Origin of the sequence: Halomonas sp. PA16-9, from assembly GCF_009728585.1 — a bacterium.
Classification (GTDB): Bacteria; Pseudomonadota; Gammaproteobacteria; order Pseudomonadales; family Halomonadaceae; genus Vreelandella; species Vreelandella titanicae.
This window is the reverse complement of the sequence record NZ_CP040453.1, coordinates 96,936-111,042: the sequence shown is the minus strand read 5'-3', so window position 1 is coordinate 111,042 and position 14,107 is coordinate 96,936. Positions and strand designations below refer to the sequence as shown.

Annotated in this window: 16 protein-coding genes; 3 read left to right on the top strand and 13 right to left on the bottom strand. The window is 60.5% G+C overall.

What is annotated here, in order from left to right; genetic code table 11:
• Positions 1–68: 68 nt before the first annotated feature.
• Positions 69–962: a LysR family transcriptional regulator gene (locus FDY98_RS25440; RefSeq protein ID WP_155706409.1), complete on the top strand. Its 894-nt coding sequence runs from the start codon at positions 69–71 to the stop codon at positions 960–962.
• A 57-nt stretch (positions 963–1,019) separates the two neighbouring features.
• On the opposite strand, the gene FDY98_RS25435 is transcribed toward FDY98_RS25440, so the two are convergent.
• From FDY98_RS25435 to FDY98_RS25390, 13 genes are all read right to left on the bottom strand, one after another.
• Positions 1,020–1,925, bottom strand: coding sequence for an ABC transporter permease (locus FDY98_RS25435; protein ID WP_442908007.1), 906 nt, complete (start codon positions 1,923–1,925; stop codon positions 1,020–1,022).
• A gap of 97 nt (positions 1,926–2,022) precedes the next feature.
• Complete coding sequence (locus FDY98_RS25430) at positions 2,023–2,862, bottom strand: ABC transporter permease (protein ID WP_442908006.1); 840 nt, start codon at positions 2,860–2,862, stop codon at positions 2,023–2,025.
• Complete coding sequence (locus tag FDY98_RS25425) at positions 2,859–4,295, bottom strand: alkaline phosphatase family protein (protein WP_155706408.1); 1,437 nt, start codon at positions 4,293–4,295, stop codon at positions 2,859–2,861. Before FDY98_RS25425 ends, FDY98_RS25430 begins: the two co-directional genes overlap by 4 nt.
• Entirely contained in the window at positions 4,292–5,014 is a 723-nt protein-coding gene (locus FDY98_RS25420) for a glycerophosphodiester phosphodiesterase (protein ID WP_155706407.1), read from the bottom strand. The genes FDY98_RS25425 and FDY98_RS25420 overlap by 4 nt, the downstream gene beginning before the upstream one ends.
• A complete protein-coding gene (locus tag FDY98_RS25415; RefSeq protein ID WP_340147118.1) occupies positions 5,011–5,889 on the bottom strand; it encodes an ATP-binding cassette domain-containing protein in 879 nt (292 codons plus the stop codon). Before FDY98_RS25415 ends, FDY98_RS25420 begins: the two co-directional genes overlap by 4 nt.
• On the bottom strand, positions 5,889–6,530 hold the full coding sequence (locus FDY98_RS25410) for an ABC transporter ATP-binding protein (protein ID WP_155706406.1): 642 nt from the start codon (positions 6,528–6,530) through the stop codon (positions 5,889–5,891). The genes FDY98_RS25415 and FDY98_RS25410 overlap by 1 nt, the downstream gene beginning before the upstream one ends.
• Positions 6,531–6,950: 420 nt before the next feature.
• The gene (locus FDY98_RS29180) at positions 6,951–7,100 is read right to left on the bottom strand and encodes a hypothetical protein (protein WP_340147117.1); all 150 of its coding nucleotides are present in this window, start codon (positions 7,098–7,100) and stop codon (positions 6,951–6,953) included.
• A 6-nt stretch (positions 7,101–7,106) separates the two neighbouring features.
• Positions 7,107–7,667, bottom strand: coding sequence for an ABC transporter substrate-binding protein (locus tag FDY98_RS29175; protein ID WP_340147116.1), 561 nt, complete (start codon positions 7,665–7,667; stop codon positions 7,107–7,109).
• Positions 7,640–8,143, bottom strand: coding sequence for an ABC transporter substrate-binding protein (locus tag FDY98_RS29170; RefSeq protein ID WP_340147115.1), 504 nt, complete (start codon positions 8,141–8,143; stop codon positions 7,640–7,642). Before FDY98_RS29170 ends, FDY98_RS29175 begins: the two co-directional genes overlap by 28 nt.
• 11 nt (positions 8,144–8,154) lie before the next feature.
• Positions 8,155–8,535 (bottom strand): hypothetical protein, encoded by a 381-nt coding sequence (locus FDY98_RS29165; protein WP_340147114.1) that lies wholly within the window; start codon positions 8,533–8,535, stop codon positions 8,155–8,157.
• A gap of 106 nt (positions 8,536–8,641) precedes the next feature.
• Positions 8,642–9,193, bottom strand: a complete 552-nt coding sequence (locus FDY98_RS25400; protein ID WP_340147113.1) for a 4'-phosphopantetheinyl transferase family protein — start codon at positions 9,191–9,193, stop codon at positions 8,642–8,644.
• A 196-nt stretch (positions 9,194–9,389) separates the two neighbouring features.
• Positions 9,390–9,722: a hypothetical protein gene (locus FDY98_RS25395; RefSeq protein WP_442908005.1), complete on the bottom strand. Its 333-nt coding sequence runs from the start codon at positions 9,720–9,722 to the stop codon at positions 9,390–9,392.
• 174 nt (positions 9,723–9,896) lie between these two features.
• Positions 9,897–11,258, bottom strand: a complete 1,362-nt coding sequence (locus FDY98_RS25390) for an IS1380 family transposase (protein ID WP_155706405.1) — start codon at positions 11,256–11,258, stop codon at positions 9,897–9,899.
• Between the two features lie 221 nt (positions 11,259–11,479).
• Here FDY98_RS25390 and FDY98_RS25385 point away from each other — a divergent pair, with 221 nt between their 5' ends.
• Both FDY98_RS25385 and FDY98_RS25380 read left to right on the top strand, forming a co-directional pair.
• Positions 11,480–12,451: a biotin-dependent carboxyltransferase family protein gene (locus tag FDY98_RS25385; RefSeq protein WP_155706404.1), complete on the top strand. Its 972-nt coding sequence runs from the start codon at positions 11,480–11,482 to the stop codon at positions 12,449–12,451.
• 236 nt (positions 12,452–12,687) lie between these two features.
• Positions 12,688–14,034 carry a purine-cytosine permease family protein gene (locus FDY98_RS25380; RefSeq protein WP_155706403.1) on the top strand — a complete coding sequence of 449 codons (1,347 nt, stop codon included), beginning with the start codon at positions 12,688–12,690 and terminating at the stop codon, positions 14,032–14,034.
• Positions 14,035–14,107: the final 73 nt, after the last annotated feature.

Genomic DNA, 14,107 nt, shown 5'->3' with positions numbered 1-14,107 from the left:
TTGTCACTTTTGTTTCAAACAAAAGGGTTACTTTTGGTGCCTGCAACCTGTGCTTGGAGAAGGCATTGATGAAATTATCGATCGCCGCGCGCCGCGCTCTGCATGCGGTGGTAGCCACTGGATCGTTTGCAGCGGCAGCCCGGCACACGGGGGTGAGCCAGCCGGCTATCGCTCAGCAGATCAAGGAGTTGGAGCGCCATTGTGGGGTGCCGTTATTTGAGCGCCGCAACGCTCAGTGGATGCCGACCACTTTTTGCGAAGAGCTGACCGAGGTCACTGCGCAGATCGACTCTCTGGAGGAGCAGGCGGCACGTATCCTGGCGCGTCGCCACTCCATCCACTCTGGCCAGCTGCGCATTGGCCTGGGCAACTCTATGCCGGGTATGGCGCTACTCGCCGCTTTTCAGCGCGACTATCCGGGGGTAACGCTAACGGTGGCGCTCAACGACTTCGCGCATATCATCAAGGGGGTGCTGGACGGGCAGCTGGATATTGGTGTGCTACCCAATGTGCCATCAGATAAACGCTTCGTGCGTGAGACGCTGCTTAACCAGGAGGTGGTGGCCATCGCTCATCCCGAAGATCCGGTGGCACGCTTCGAGTACCTCAATTGCGAGCAGTTGATGCACGTGCCGCTGATCTTTCGCAGCCGTGGCTCCTCGACCCAGCATATTGTCGATGCGGCGTTTCGTCGGGCGGGACTTAGCCCCACCGCGCGGCTGGCACTGGACACCCGAGATGGCGTCTATGAGGCAGTGGCCAATGGCCTCGGGGTAGGCTTTATGTGGCGCCACGGCACTGGACGGACCGATGCGATCCGGCGCATTCCGGTGCGTGATATGGGGCCACCCTGTCCTGAGTCGGTATTCCGCCTAGCTGAGACTCAGGACCCCGTCGTGAAAGCCTTCTTTGTTTCGGCACGCAATTTTCGGCGCAGCTTCGAGACCGCTGCCAACGCTTGACGTGCTGGGTTACCACTCAACGCATAAGGCCCAGCGGGGGATGGCGCTGCGGGTTGCTCAGCGCTTGCCCTGCAGGTTGGGGTCGAGCTTGTCGCGTAGCCAGTCGCCGAGCAGGCTGATGGCAAGCGTGGTGAGAAAAATAACCACGCCGGCGGGGACGCCGATCCACCAGGCGGTGGCAAGATAGTTGCGGCCTTCACCCAGTAGCAGCCCCAGGCTGGTTCCCGGGGGCTGCACGCCAAGACCGAGGAAGGATAGCGAAGTTTCCAGCAGGATGATCTCGGGGAAATTCAGGGTGACCTGGACCATGATAATACCCAGCATGTTGGGCACCACATGACGCCAGTAAACCTTGGCCGGATGCACACCCAGGGTGCGAATGGCAAAGGCGTAGCCCTGGCTACTGGTGGAGAGGACCAGGCCACGGGCGATACGGGCATAGCCGTCCCAGCCGAACAAGCCGATTAGTACCACCAGCAAGATGAAGTTGTTGCCGAAAAACGCCAGCACGGCGAGGGCCACGATCAGGAAGGGAATCGAGGCCTGAAAATCGACCAGCAGCATGATCAGATCATCGACCCAACCACGGAAGTGGGCGGCCACAATGCCTAGCAAGGTGCCTACGGTGGCGCCGATAAGCGTGCTCATCAAGGCGATCAAAATGCTGGTGCGCATGGCGTAGATCACGCGGCTCAACACGTCGCGGCCGAGATTGTCGGTGCCGAGCCAGTATTCGGCTGTGCCGCCCAGAACAGCGGGCGGTTGGAGGCGATTGAGCAAGTTCTGCTGTGCATAGCCGTAAGGCGCCAGGAGTTCGGCACCCAGCGCCGCCACCACGATCAGTACCAGCCAGCCAACGCATAGGCCGATCACCAGCGGCGGGCGGGTTTTCCAAAGGCGGGTGAGCCAGCCAGGGCGCCGCCGGGCCAGCATCATCGGGGTGACTGCATCGTGGCGACTCATGCCTTTGCCTTACGCTTGGTATGCAGCTCGACGCGCGGGTCGAGCCAGCCATAGGTGAGATCGACGATCAGGTTGACCGTGACCATGGTCAGTGCGATCAGCAGGACGATCCCTGGACGATCGCCAAGTCGCGCTGGTTGACGGCGTTGACCAGCAGCAGGCCGACGCCGGGCCAGGCGAATACGGTCTCGATGGTGACCGCACCGCCGATCAGCCCGCCGATACGCATGCCGACGACCGTGACCACGGGGATGGCCGCGTTGGGCAGCGCATGGCCGATGACCCGGCGGCGATGGGGGATGCCCTTGGCCTTGGCGGTTCGCATAAAGGGCTGATGCAGCACATTGAGCATGGAGGAGCGAGTAAAGCGCGCCACGGTAGCCGACGCCGCCGTGCCCAGGGTGATGGCCGGCATCAGCAGGTGCCAGAAGCTCCCCGTCCCGGAGCTGGGTAACCAGCGCAGGGTGATGGAGAACAGCAAAATCAGCAGAATACCGAGAAAAAAGTTGGGAATGCTGTGGCCGAGTATGGTGAAGGACATGGTGGCCTGGTCGACCCAACTGCCATGCTTGAGTGCGGCGATGATGCCGGCGGGAATACCCAGCGCAAGCGTAATCAGCAGGGCCGAGACTCCCAGCTCCAGGGTGGCCGGCAGGCGCTCGGCGATGACCGTCAGGGCCGGGCGTCCATCGCGAAATGAGGTGCCGAAATCACCTTGCAGGATGGCGGCGAGATAGGTCAGGTACTGGTGAAATATCGAGCGGTCGAGCCCCCAGCGTTCGCGGAAGGCGGCGATGGCATCAGCGGAGGCGTCGTCTGCCAGCATCATCTGTGCCGGGTCGCCGGAGGCGCGCAGCACGATGAAAACGAAGGTGACGGCGAGCAGCAGGGTGAGCAGCCCGCGCACCAGCTTGGTCATCAAGAACGCTAGGTTCATGGGTGCCACCCTCCACTGCCGGCGGTCCAGCCACAGTCGACGATGGTCTGGCCGTCGATCACCCATTGGCGCAGATACTGTTCATGGCCTCGGTGGGTGGCACTGAGTAGGCGTGTCTCAACATCAGGCACCCGGCCTGCGCCTGCGCTTACGCCGGTCAGCGCCTCGACCAGCGGACGCCCGGCGGTACCGTCGAGCGCCAACCCCATGGTGGTGAGGATGGTCGGCGCAATATCGGGTAACCAGCACGGAGTCTCGGAGGCGAAAGCGCCACGATAGTCGCGCCCCTGTGCCGCCAGAACGGTCGACAGCTCGCCTTTGTTGAGCCCCCCATGCATTCCGCCGCCCACGGGAATGCCGCTAGCGAACAGGCACTTATCGAGGTCGGGCCCGTACTGCTGTGAGGAGTCTGAGGCGCGCAGGGTGAAGCCGACATCGGCGTTGCGAGGATGCGCGTTACGCACCGCCGACCAGGGCAGTGCGCCCGGAATCGCGGCTCCGTCGTCACTGCTGGCAAATACCAGACCGCAGAAATCTTGTTGAACGAGCCAGTCCACGACCTTGGCTTTGTGGCTAGCGGAGCGGTGATGAAGATAGATGCCGCTGAAGGCACCAATGGAGGCGTGGCCGAACTCGGCCGGGACGATATCCAGGGTGGCGAGCTGGCGTTGGCCGGTGATCTGCCCGTGGTCCGACATGACGATGATGTTTTGCGGTCCATTGCCGGCGTGCCACCACTCGAGGATGCGTGCGAAGTTGTCGTCGCAGGCGCGCTGGGCAAGCTCGGTCTCGGCTGCGGTGACCCCAAAGCGATGAGAGGTGATATCGGGGTCGTTCATCCACAACACGCACAGGTCCGGTGCATAGCGGGGATAGATGACCTTGAGCAGCGCATCGGTGGCGTAGGTCATGCGTTTGCTGTTGGGTGCCGCCGGTTCGGGAATGGCGCCCAGGGTCGAGGTGACCTGCTCGTGCAGCTGCTGACTGGACACCGGTAGACCGTGCATCGAAAACACCGGCTGGCCCAACGCATGGGCCCTGGCGTTCATCATCCGCGATGCCCCTGGTGAGGCGGTGCTCAAGACCACCATGCTGCGCCCGGCCTCGGCCATGCGCTGGCCCAGGGTCAGCCGATCGACAAGCTGTCCGGCTTGGGCGGCGGTTTCCAGGTGGTCCCACTCAGCGGTCTTGAACAGCGCGCCGGGCTTCACCGGATGGATGAACTGGTTGGCCACCAGGCCGTGATCGCCAGGCGGGCAGCCGGTCATTGTCGAGGTAACGGCGACGCGAGTTTCACTAGGGAAGACCGAGCGTGAGTTGAGAAAGTCAGTGCCTTCGGCCATGAACCGGGCCAGGTTCGGCATCAGTGCGGTGGTTGCCCGGTCGCGGCGTAGTCCATCGAAGGTGACGATCAGGGTCGAGCCGCGGCTCATTGCAGTGCCTCCAAAAGGGTATTGACCAGGGGAACATCGTTGACGAGCACACCCTCGACACCGGCGCGGTGCAGGGCGGCAAGGCTTTGCTGGTCAGTGTCACCGACCCGCCGGCCGGTTGGCTCTCCGCCGGTGGTGACCCAGACCTGCGCGCCCAGCGCTTGCAGCTGTTCCACAAGTAGTGAGGTGACGTCGCGTTCCCAGAGACGAATAGTGGTGGCGCCGGCCTGGAAGACCTCGGCAGCGACGTCGGGGGTGGGGATCAACCCAAGGATGGTGACGCCGCCGCGTGCAGCAAAATACTCCACTGCCGCAAGGCTATGGCAGCCGACAACAATCAGTGGGCGCCGATCATGGGGAACGCGTTGATCGATGGCCTGCCAGACGCCCTCAAGTGCTGCGGGGCTTTCTTCCTTGAGGTCGAGTACAACGCTTTGCCCCTTACGTACATAGGCCAGCACATCGGTGTAGAGGCTGATGGTCTCACCCTGCGCACCGGCTAGCGAGGCGAGTTCGGCATAGCTCAGCTCGGCGGTGCGTTCATCACGCTTGAACAAGCGCTGCAGGGCGGGGTCGTGGGCGCAGATGCCGACCCCGTCGGCAGAAAAGCGAATATCGGCTTCGATCGCATGAGCGCGGTGTGCAAACGCCGAGTCCCAGCCGGCCGGGGTGTTTTCGGGGTAGTGTGCGCTGTTGCCACGGTGAGCGATGACCTTCATGGGCCTGCCTTGGCATTCGAAACAGGGTGCGGCGTCTGGAGCGAGGCAGCATCGCGGATCTTGCGGCTACGCTTGCGCTGCGGGGTGTCGGTGGGAATGGCCGCGAGTAGCTGGCGGGAGTATTCGTGCTGAGGGGACTCGAACAGGCGCGCGGCGTCGCCGACCTCCAGCAGTTTGCCGCGATGCATTACCCCGACGCGGTGACTGATATGGCGGACCACCGACATGTCGTGGGAGATGAACATCATCGAGAGCCTGAAGCGCTCGCGCAATTCGAGCAGCAGGTTGATGATCTGTGCCTGCACTGACACGTCGAGCGCACTGACGGCTTCATCGCAGACCACCAGCTTTGGCCGTAGGATCAGGGCGCGGGCAATGACGGCGCGCTGCAATTGACCACCGGATAGCTGGTGGGGGAGCCGCTTGCCCATGCTGCCAAGCCCCACCAGGCTGAGCATCTCCTGGGTGCGGTCGTCAGCCTCAGAGCGGGCTAAGGTCTCGTGCGTGGTCAGCGCCTCGCGGACTTGCGCATGGATGTTCCAGCGCGGGTCGACAACCGCGGCGGGGTTTTGAAACACCACCTGAACATCGCGGCGCTGCCGGCGCCAGAGTGGCGTATCGATAGGGGCATAAGCGCTACCCCAGAATGAGACATGGCCGCTGCTAGGGGCTTCGATACCGGCGACCATGCGTCCCAGGGTCGATTTGCCGCTGCCGCTTTCACCGACAATGCCCAGGGTTTCGCCCTCGGCGAGATGAAAGCTCACCTTGTTGACGGCCTGGAACATCGTGGGCTTGGCAAACAGTCGCCGTCCGACCGGGTAGGCCTGGACAAGCTCGGTGGCCTTGACGCCGGTGTGGAGCTGTTGGGTCATCAGGCGCTCCTCCAGAGATGCTGCTGGGCTAAATGACAGGCGGCCAGGGTGCTGCCAGCGGGAGCAAGCGCAGGGCGGGTGGAGCAAATGTCCTGAGCGAGCGCGCAGCGCGGGGCAAAGGCGCAGCCGGCCGGGCGAGCCGTGGGAGCCGGAACCGTCCCGCTAATCGACTCCAGTGGTGTGCCGGGCACTCGGGCGAAGCCGATACGGCTGTTCATCAGGGCCCGGGTATAGGGGTGGGCGGGGCGTGCGAACAGCGCCTCGGCCGAGCCGGTCTCGACGACCCGGCCGGCGTACATGACGGCAACCCGGTCAGCGATCTCGGCCACCACGCCCAGGTCATGGGTGACAAACACCACGGCCAGGTCGAGCTCTTTCTGCAGCGCCTGGATCAGACCCAGAATCTGCGCTTGAATGGTGACATCAAGCGCAGTGGTGGGCTCGTCGGCAATCAGCAGTTGTGGCCGGCAAGCGAGCGCCATGGCGATCATCACGCGCTGGCACATACCGCCGGACAGCTGGTGGGGGTAACTTTTCTTGCTGCGCTTGATGTCGGGGATGCCCACCTGGTCGAGTAGCTCTTCCATGCGCTGTTCGGCTGCCTGGCCGCGTAACGCGGTGTGCTGCTTGATGGCCTCCACGATCTGGCTGCCGACCCGCCTGATGGATTGAGCGCCGACATCGGGTTCTGAAAGATCATGGCGATGCGGTTACCGCGCAAACGGTTCAACACGCTATCCGGAGCGCCCACCGTTTCGGTACCGAAGAGCTTGACGAGCCACTGGCCTTGAGGCCCTCATCGAGCAACCCTAGTGCCGACATGCAGTGAGGCTCTTGCCGCAGCCGCTCTCACCCACCAGGCACAGCGTCTCGCCGGCATTGACGACAGGCTGACCTCTTTCCACCAGCGGGTCGTGCGGCGCTGACCACCAGGTTGTTAATGTCGAGGACGGGGCCGTTATGCAGGGGCAAGGGCGCCACTGTTGGGGCAAGGGAGGCGCTAAGCCTCCCTCTGAGTGTTGCTAGCACAGCCATTACGGGCATCGCTTTCGAAGCTGAGGTTATAGTCCCAGGTCCATGTAGTAGAAGGTGTAGGGCTGCCACTGCACGTCCTTGGCGACGCCGTAGGTTTCAAGCGGCTGGTAGAGGATGGTACCGGGAGCATCGTCTTTCCAGATTTCCAGCATTTCCCAGGCCGCTTCCTGGCGCACCGCAGGTCAACCGAGGTCTCGAGTGTCTTGCCCAGCTCGTTGAAGCGTGCGACGCCTTCGGTATCTACCCATGATTTGTGCAGGCGTTGCGGGTTGCCGTATGGCCCCCAGGTTCCACAGACCGCCGACCGGGTCAGGGTAGCGCGTGAGTTTGACCAGGTTCTGACCTGGATGTCGGCACTGTCGATACCGGCGAAACTCTCCACGACATTGAGTTCGACGTTGAGCCGATTTCCTTCCACATCTCGACGATGACCTGCGCGGCATTGAGCGCATTGAGATAGTAGTACGGCTGGTAGAGTAACGGATCAGTTCACCCGCGTAGTCAGACTCGGCGAGCAATGCCTTGGCGCGCTCTACATCATATTCAAGGCCGACATGATCAGGGTTATACATGTCGCCGAACTCGATATATTGGTGGCCGTTAGGCACCACGGCTTCTCCCCCACAGTGCTTGTTGAGCAGCTCACGGTCGATCGCCAGGTTCATTGCCTGACGAATGCGCGGGTCATCAAGCACCGGGTCGGTGACGTTATAAACTAGCACATGCGAGTTGGCGAGAACCACTGAACGGTCTCGATATCGTCGTAGCTATTGATCTGCTCGATCTGGTCGGGGGCGACGTTGGTGATGATATCGAACTCACCCGAAATCAGACCGGCGACACGGGTCGAGGGCTCGGGGACTTCGCGGAAGGTCACGCTTGCTGCGGTAGGCTGGCCGCCGAAATAGTCATCATTGGCCAGCAGGTGGATCGCCTCGTCGGCCCGGTAGGTGTCGAGCTGGTAGGGGCCGGTACCGACCGGAAACATCGGTACGCCACCATCGGTTTCCGCTTTAGCCAGCCAGTCTTCCTTATTGATGATCCACGATGCCCATGAAGCCAGACGCTGCTCCAGCAGCGGGTCCGGCGCCTTGGTAATGAAGTGCAGCGTGGTCGGGTCGATGACCTTGACCTCGTCGAGGACGGAGAAATAGGCCGGCCCCTCGGGCAATAGCGCGTTTTCACCACTCAAGCGTTCGGGTGAGAAGGTGAAGGCCACGTCTTCGGCTGTCAGCGGCGCACCATTATGAAAGGTGACGCCTCACGCAGCGTGACTTCGAGTGTCAGGTCGTCGAGACGTTGCCAGGAGGTGGCCAGGGATGGCACGAGTTCGGAACCGCCGCCGCCTTCCGCGGAGAGGAAGTCACGGGATGAGGGTATCGAAATACTATAATTGACCCGGGTGCCGACATTGGATAGTTCTTTGCCAGGCTCAAGGGTTGCCGGCAGATCAGCACACCAATAATCAGCTCTGGACGATCCTGGGCAATGGCCAAGGCGGAGAGCGAGGTAAGGGCGGCAGCGCTCAGCAAAGGGAGAGTCAGGCGACGCGATAGGATTGAGTTCAGCATAGGGCTTCCCGGGTTGGTCGAATGCGACAAGCCTACGCATCCCCCATGACGCGGGTGACATCTGTGCAACAGTTCGGTTAATTGGAAGCGCGGTGCAAGACCTGCTATCTCGGTGGATTAGCCCGGTGCTTGGCAGGAAAAAGCCTTTATAAGGCGGCGGCGATTGACTGAATTTTGCGGATTGCCAGCCTCGGTAGTGAACGAATCTGCAGTGAACGGTGTTGGCTACACAGGCTGATTGTCCAGCCGGCATGTTGCCACTGCCAGGCGTGAATATCCCCCTCGGGAGAGAGCCGGGCTAGGCGAGTCGCCAGCACATGGTCAGGCGGTGAGCCACATAGGCTATCAAGCTTGAACAGGGCTTCGTGACGTGTCCAGGCTTGATAGAACGCCTGCAAAGGGTTGCTCGACTCGAGGATGGCATGGCGAACAGCGGCTTCGGGCAGCAATGCCACCAGTTCGGCTAGCCGCTTGTTATGTCGAGGGCGGGTATGCTCGATATCGATGCCGACCGGTACGGTGGCGAGCCCGGCGACAACCCGGCGGCCACGGTGGGTGAGACAGGCCTGCCAGGGAGAAGGCAGCGCCGGGTGGTGTGGCGCACCTCGGCCTCTGGGCGACCAAGCGCTTACCGGGCAGTCGTAACCGTGGTAGGCGGCTAGCCGAGAGAGTGATTCCTCCCCAGTCGAGACAGACAAGCCCCGCTGCTGCCAGCGGGCGCTTGTACCAAGAGCATATCGAGGCGCGGCGTCACCTGTTCAACGCAGGGTAACGACATCGCCGCGTAGGGCTACACCAGCGATGACCGCGCCGGCATGGCACTCGTATTCACTGCTCGATGCCATGGGCTGACGCTTGTAGAAGCTCTCGATATTGATGACGGCATTGCCGCCTTCAGCCTTGACGCGGTCTGCAGGCTGAGCAGGCGGAGAGCATTACCCACTTGCAGGCTTCTTCATCGCTCTTGTTGAAGGCGTTGGTTTTCTTATTGGTGACGAAATTGCCATGCTCGGCAATGACCTCGCCGTGCGGCGTATCAGCGAAGAAGAAACCAATGTTTGGATCCAGGCGCTCCCTTGCGGCGGGAGTACTCATGGCCTCTTCGATGGACAGCATGTGCGTGGTATCGCGTGCATGACTGGTCGTGGTAAATAGCAGTGCACCAAGCAGTATACCTGAATCCGTGATGCCGGCGTCGACACTTTCCCTATCGCCGTCAGCGAGCATTTTTGACCTCCGATTCCGTCTCAACCGCCGAATGCATCTCTGCCATGGCCAACCATAGCGGCATCGGCCGGCGACGATGACCCGTTTGCTCATGCATTGCTACCCGCCGGGTACGGTGATGCTGGCTGCCGATGACCGTCAGCTCTCTGCGTGGTGCCTTTGTCCGACAGACGATCAGCATGGCGTGCTTCGGGGATAGCGCAGGCGGCTTCGCAAGGTGTTCAATACCGTCATGCGTCCGATGTCCTGCCCGAAGTCGAGGATGATCTGCCGTGCCTTGTGAATCACGAGAGCCGCACGGTGCACCAGCTCTTGTAGCACGGTGCGCAGCCGGCGCCGCTTGGCCGGGTGGCGAACCGGGCTCAGCTCGCCGGTCATGCCCAGCTGTCCCATCAGGCGCAGGATGTTGTAGGCCAACTGGGCGAGATGCAGGATCAGATCGTTGGTGGCGAACTTGCCGGACGGCAAGCGCTCCAGGTCGAGATCGGTCTTGATCTCGCTGTGAAACTGCTCATGGGTGGCATGCGCCTGGTAGCGCTTGATCACCGCCTCCGGCGCCTCGTCCAGGCTGGTCCACCAGCCTTCCAACTCATAGTCCGGTTCGAGCAGCAACTGGCCATCGCGATCGGCGGTGCGCTCTACCAGGCGCATCACGCGTTGGACGACGTATTCGGTCTTGTTGTCGTCGTGGATCGAGACGGTCTGCGGCCACAGCGCCTGGCGCTTGCCAGGACGCAGCTCTTCCCAGTAGTCCGCCGCCACAGCCAACCAGGTATCCTGATCGGCCGTGGCCGAGCCGCGCGGGTTCCATTTGACGACATAGTCGAGCCGGCGCCCCTCGTCGGCAAAGACCTGGCGCTGCTGTTCGAGAAGCGCCAGGTGCGCCTGGCTGTCGAAGCCGCTGTCCTCGCGTAACAGGATCGGTTGCTCGGTCAGGCCTTGGGCGCGAGGCAGTACCCGCTCCAGGAAGGCGTTGCTCTCCTTCATGGTGTGCTGCTTGCCAGGACGCAGTTCCAGACCCAGGCACCATCCTTCGTTGCCCAGATAGGCGGCGATCGGGGTGTAGCCATCGACCTTCTGGTAGGTCCGCGAGACGCCTTCCTTCTTCGAGTTGCTGTTGTCCATGACGAAGGTGTCGATGTCCAGGCAGACGTGCGTCGTCTCGGCGGTGATCGGTGCTTCGATCAGTGACAGCAGGGTCGTGGACCAGGTGGCGGTGCGCGCCTGCAGGTCGTTGGCGGCAAGTTTCTCCAGCCGCTGTCGCAGCGTCGCCGCGCTCGGCACCTTCTGCAGGGTCAGCAGTTGTTGGAAGGGCTTGTCGCGGCGGAAGTTCTCGACAGCGTCATAGTCGCTCATGCCCAGACACAGCAGGCCCAGGTAGCTCTTGATCACGTCACTGGTGCGCATGCCCAGCGTGGTGGGGAAGCGGCTGTCGATGCTGTCAACGCCAGCGATCTCGAAGCACTGCCCGATGATGGACAGCCCGGCGTGGCTGGTGAGGGTGCGGCGACTGGCGCGGAACTTGACGTTGGGCATGGCACTGTCTGGGTGAATGGCGATATTCGCTATATTGCCATGCAGTTCAGTAGGTTAGAAGCATTCCTGGGGGCCGGTCTCACGGATTCAGGAGTATGACAACCTGCTGGACGTCGCTGAAAAAGGGCAGTTCACGCCCAACGTCACACACTTCACCTTTGATCTGGATGCGTTCAACCAAGATCCGGATGGCTATGCACGTCGCGTAAAGGAGGCACTGTATGAGCATTGAAGTCATCAAGCCGGGCCTAGCGTCATCAATCCAGGATAAAGGACGTCAGGGATACTACCACCTTGGAATTCCACCGTCCGGAGGGATGGATCAGCGGTCATTGGTCGCAGCCAACCTGTTGCTGGGCAACCCTGAAGGCGCGGCGGTCATTGAATGTGCATTGATGGGCCCTGAATTGCGCTTTACCGACACCCATAAGGTGGCGGCCTGTGGTGCGGAAATGCTGCCGCGTGTTGATGGTGAGCCGCAACCGCTGAATGAAGTGTTCGAGGTGCCTGCCGGTGCAACGCTGAGTTTTGATTTTGTCAAAGCAGGGGCGCGGCTCTACCTGGCCATTGAGGGAGGCATTGATGTGCCCGAAAGGCTCGGCAGCCGCAGTACTTATGCCTTGGGCTCGCTGGGGGGCTTGCAAGGGCGCACCCTGCAACCGGGCGACACTCTGGGTGTGTTGCCTGCCCACGAGCTAGCCAAGACAGGACGACGCCTGCCTGAAAATCTGGTTCCTGCGTTTTACAAACGCTATGAGCTGCGTGTTATACCTGGACTTTATGCGCACCGTCTGGAACCGGACAGTGCCGAGCGATTTTATCATGAGGACTGGACCGCCGCTTCTGAAGCCGACCGCATCGGTTACCGCATGAAAGGTGGAACCAAGCTGGACTTTATCAAGCGTGAGCCACCCTTCGGGGCCGGTGATGATCCGTCCAATATCGTGGATGCCTGTTACCCGATCGGATCTATTCAGGTTCCCAGTGGCAGCGAGCCCATCATTCTGCACAGGGATGCGGTTTCCGGGGGTGGCTACGCCATGATCGGGACTGTGATCAGTTCCGACATGGACACCGTAGGCCAAATCCAGCCCCACCAGAAGGTGCGCTTTGTTCAGGTGACCCTTGAACAAGCGATGGACGCACGTGCCCGGTATCAGCACGTGTTGGAGCAGCTGCGTAACATGCCTTAATTCGGGGGGAACTCCTTCCGGCTTTGCATGCAGTGCACGTCAGGCTAAATGACAGTGCGCTGCAGGCCAAACATCCCGCAGTGGTTAGCGCTATGGTTGAAGCGTGCTAACGCCTTCTCGCAAGATAATTACAACAACCTTGATGGCAGCCGGATGTTTAAAGCCTGATGAATGGGCTTTAAGAGGAGTTGACGGCTGCTGTTTTGAAATAAGTCAAACAAGAAGAGAGAAGAGAAATGAGTAATCATCAGAATGAAGCACAGGATCTGGACTTTTCAGAACGCCCTGTTCCTCCAGAAGGACGAATGCCTAAGGTAAATCTTATGATGGCCTGGTGGGCTGTCTGTAGTGCTATCTTCTATATGGTGGTGGCAGCGGCCATGGCGCGTGCATATGGAACAACCAATGCACTGATCGGTATTGTTCTAACCATGATTGCCTATGGCATCATAAATGGTGTTATCAGTCGCTACTCTATGAAAACCGGTTTAACCGTTGCGCTTTTTTCCAAAGTGCTGTTCGGACACTTCGGGGCCGTAGTGGCAACGCTGATCTTCTTTGCAACAGCACTTTATTACGCCGTGTTTGAAGGCTATGTCATGGCGCTGGTGCTCTCAGAGTGGAGTGGCGTAATTCCGATGGGGATCTCAACGGCCATTGTGGCGGCCTTGGGGGTGGCATTGATTTTCGGCAGTGTTCAGCACTGGCTGGACAAGTTCAATGGCGTCCTCCTTCCGGTATATGTCGTTGGTATGCTGATCGCCGTGGGCATGGCGGTAGCGGAGTTCGGTTACCCCAGCGGTTGGCTGACCCGTGTACCTGAAGGCGGAGCATCTCCTTGGGGCTGGTTGCAGACCTTTGCCTACTACATGGGAGTCTGGGCGCTGATGATGTTCACCTTTGACTACGCCCGGTTTGGTCGTCAGGAAGATAGCAAGTTCCATACCAGAGTAACTTTCGGTATTCCCTTTTATGCTATGACCTTCCTGTTCAGCGGCATTGTCGGCATCCTGCTGGATTCCATGATCCCGACCGACGGTCTGTCGGAAGCCTCAGTGGTACTGGGTCTGCTTGAATTGATGGGTTTTGGTGGCCTGCTACTGGTATGGGTGACCCAGAGCCGTATTAACACCGCCAATTTCTATCTGGCGACTGTCAATTTCGAGTCCTTCATTCGCAAGGTCACCGGTATCCAGATGTCCAAGATAGTGGCCGGGTGTGTGATTGGCGTCATTGCCTATGTGCTGATGATGGCGGATGTCTTCTCCTATATTCTTCAGGCACTGGCGTATCAGGGGGTCTTTGTGGTTGCCTGGGTCGGCGTCGCCCTGGCGCATATTCTCTCGCGTACATACCAAGACCGCTTCAACGGCCATGTCGAACTGGATAATGCCTACATTCCTGCCTTTAACCCCTGTGGCCTCGTGGCCTGGTGCGGTGCCACCCTGACCGGAATCATCATCATGAACGTGCCTGCTATTGCCGGATTCTCGGCGCCGGCCACCTTCATGTTCGCCTTTATCGTCTACGAACTGGGGCTGAGGTTTGCGCGGGAAGAGTGGTACGTCGCCAGCCTTAAATAAGAGAGAGGGAGGTTTGAAGCAAGAAGCGGCCTAAGTTAATAAGCAAAATATTTAAATAAATATCATCTAACTA

Excerpts from the sequence above, each read along its gene's own strand:
- FDY98_RS29165 (WP_340147114.1), bottom strand. The coding sequence starts at position 8,535 with ATGCGTAGGCTTGTCGCATTCGACCAACCCGGGAAGCCCTATGCTGAA.
- FDY98_RS25395 (WP_442908005.1), bottom strand. The coding sequence starts at position 9,722 with ATGCTCGCTGACGGCGATAGGGAAAGTGTCGACGCCGGCATCACGGAT.
- FDY98_RS25385 (WP_155706404.1), top strand. The coding sequence starts at position 11,480 with ATGAGCATTGAAGTCATCAAGCCGGGCCTAGCGTCATCAATCCAGGAT.
- FDY98_RS25415 (WP_340147118.1), bottom strand. The coding sequence starts at position 5,889 with ATGACCCAACAGCTCCACACCGGCGTCAAGGCCACCGAGCTTGTCCAG.
- FDY98_RS25380 (WP_155706403.1), top strand. The coding sequence starts at position 12,688 with ATGAGTAATCATCAGAATGAAGCACAGGATCTGGACTTTTCAGAACGC.
- FDY98_RS25425 (WP_155706408.1), bottom strand. The coding sequence starts at position 4,295 with ATGAGCCGCGGCTCGACCCTGATCGTCACCTTCGATGGACTACGCCGC.
- FDY98_RS25420 (WP_155706407.1), bottom strand. The coding sequence starts at position 5,014 with ATGAAGGTCATCGCTCACCGTGGCAACAGCGCACACTACCCCGAAAAC.
- FDY98_RS25430 (WP_442908006.1), bottom strand. The coding sequence starts at position 2,862 with ATGAACCTAGCGTTCTTGATGACCAAGCTGGTGCGCGGGCTGCTCACC.
- FDY98_RS25390 (WP_155706405.1), bottom strand. The coding sequence starts at position 11,258 with ATGCCCAACGTCAAGTTCCGCGCCAGTCGCCGCACCCTCACCAGCCAC.
- FDY98_RS25435 (WP_442908007.1), bottom strand. The coding sequence starts at position 1,925 with ATGAGTCGCCACGATGCAGTCACCCCGATGATGCTGGCCCGGCGGCGC.
- FDY98_RS25440 (WP_155706409.1), top strand. The coding sequence starts at position 69 with ATGAAATTATCGATCGCCGCGCGCCGCGCTCTGCATGCGGTGGTAGCC.